2 protein-coding genes and 2 pseudogenes are annotated in these 1,969 nt (G+C 64.8%); 2 read left to right on the forward strand and 2 right to left on the reverse strand.

Annotated elements, in window-relative coordinates:
• Positions 1–434 precede the first annotated feature (434 nt).
• Both ACGFU7_RS47940 and ACGFU7_RS47945 read right to left on the reverse strand, forming a co-directional pair.
• On the reverse strand, positions 435–650 hold the full coding sequence (locus ACGFU7_RS47940) for a hypothetical protein (RefSeq protein WP_393705104.1): 216 nt from the start codon (positions 648–650) through the stop codon (positions 435–437).
• A gap of 812 nt (positions 651–1,462) precedes the next feature.
• Complete coding sequence (locus ACGFU7_RS47945) at positions 1,463–1,660, reverse strand: hypothetical protein (protein ID WP_393705106.1); 198 nt, start codon at positions 1,658–1,660, stop codon at positions 1,463–1,465.
• Between ACGFU7_RS47945 and ACGFU7_RS47950 the strand changes: the two are divergent.
• Positions 1,619–1,841 (forward strand): annotated as a pseudogene (locus ACGFU7_RS47950) (site-specific integrase); the annotation flags it as partial. The gene ACGFU7_RS47945 and the pseudogene ACGFU7_RS47950 overlap by 42 nt on opposite strands.
• Positions 1,842–1,879: 38 nt before the next feature.
• Positions 1,880–1,969, forward strand: a pseudogene (locus tag ACGFU7_RS47955) (IS6 family transposase); the annotation flags it as partial.

Raw genomic sequence — 1,969 nt, forward strand, 5'->3', positions numbered from 1 at the left:
CCTCCGCCACACCGGCCGCGACTACCACCGGCCCCTACGAGCCCTCGGTCTCACGTGACGAACCCAGACAGATCTCGATCATGCAATGACCCTGCCACGTCATGCCGGACGCGCCGCACCGGTTGAGGACTGTGATGGACTCCATCTTCACCCTGGAGACCGAACTGGGCTTGCCTTTGGAGTTCGAGCCGTTGGCCGACACCGCATAGCATCGCCGCCGCCATCTTGCGGTGCCGTCAGTCAGTACTTTGTACGGTACCGCCAGGAGTTCGTCCAACCCCGCACGATCGCTGGACTGCAGGACTCCGAACGAGTTGCATCATTGCCCCAGGTGACGTCAGGTTGCCCCGGACTGAATGACTATTAGCTCTGCGCCTACGGCTACGTTCAGTGACGGGCACTCGGATGCGAGGGCGCCGCGATCAGGGCCGAGTTCAGCCTGATTCTCCGGCCTTGCGCAGCACGTCATTTTCCGGTGCTGGTTCGGTGCTGACTTTCGTGCTGCTGTCCTGGGAAAACTGCAGGTCGTAGCGCTGATGCGATGAGTTGTCGTACCACTCGATGGTGGTGCCGATGAGGCTTGCGGCGACGATGCGCTTGAGTGAGCGGGTGGTCGGCGGGGCGGATGCCGAGGCAGCCATGAACACCACTTCCGGACGTTGGCGGGGACGGTTTCGTGTCGCCACACCGTAGGAATGGGCAGGTCAGAGGCACATGTGGCGGGACACCATAGTTCTCGGGCCGGGTGTGCGCGGGGCCACCATGACAGGAACGTCGAGACTGCTTCGAGGACCGTATTGAAGGCCGGCAGGTGCCTGTCAGGATTGCGCTATTAGGCATGGTTTATTGCCCTGGTGCTGACTCCCGTGCTGGTTTGGTGCTGACCTGAAACCGCATGTCAGCACCCCTGATCACCTGTCCCGTGCTGACTTGGTGCTGACTACGCAGCGTTGGACTTCGGCATTCGGGGCGGATCGGGCGGGTAGTGTTCTCCCCTTCCGCGCGCCTGCGGTCAGGCCTGGCGGGTTTCTGTGGAGCCGGCCATGGTTGGTGGCACGTGGTCCCGCACCGGCAGGCCCCCGCACCGTGAAACCCATACATAGGCGGCCGGATGAACCCACGCGACCACACCCATGCCCCGCCAACCGCCGCTTCACCACCATCGACCCGGAACCCTCCACGGCCGGAACGCCCAACTCCTCGCCGTACGCCCATGTCAACAACGCCCCCAACCAGTCCGCCCCCCTCCAGCCGCTGCCTCCTGTGCTTCTCCGCAGTAATCCGCGAACCGCCGCCACGCGGTGTGAGACCAACGCGGCTGGTTACCGGAGCCACCAAACAGCCGGGCAGCGGCGGCGCATCGGACAGGCCATCGACTACGCCGACGTCCCCCGCGACGACATCGCCCCCGTCCTCGCGGAACTCGTGCGCCAGCCCGGCATCCGCCGCCGCATCCTCGAACTCACCGCAGGACCCACCCCCATCGCGGACGCCGTTGCCTGCGCAGTTGCAGCTCCAGGTCGCAGGTTCCGTGGTGGCCGATGCCCGTCATGTCCCCCGCGAAGCCGGGGATGAGGTCGACCTCTTTCGGGGCGGCTTTGAGGTAGACGAGTGTGCGAAGCCGCGGCAGTGGCAGGCGGAGCGCAGGGATGGCTTCCATGTGCTGAGGCACACGTACACCTCGATCGTCCTTGAGGGGGGAGTCCGTGGTGACACTGGCCAGGTGGCTGGGGCACTCGTCTGCAACCATCACGCTGGACCACTATGCCCACTTCGTGCCGGAGGCGCGTTGCCCGATCGACAGTCTGCTCGAGGCACTGTCACGTTGGTTGACCGGGTGAGATGGTCTTCGGGTTGGTCATGGTGGAGGGGGGCGTCCGTGAAAGGCACGCCGTCATACAGGGGGCACCGGTACCCGGTCGAGGTGATCTCCCATTGCGTGTGGTTGTATTTCCGTTTCCCGCTCAGC

The sequence above is a fragment of the Streptomyces sp. NPDC048473 genome (genome assembly GCF_043200155.1).
GTDB lineage: Bacteria > Actinomycetota > Actinomycetes > Streptomycetales > Streptomycetaceae > Streptomyces.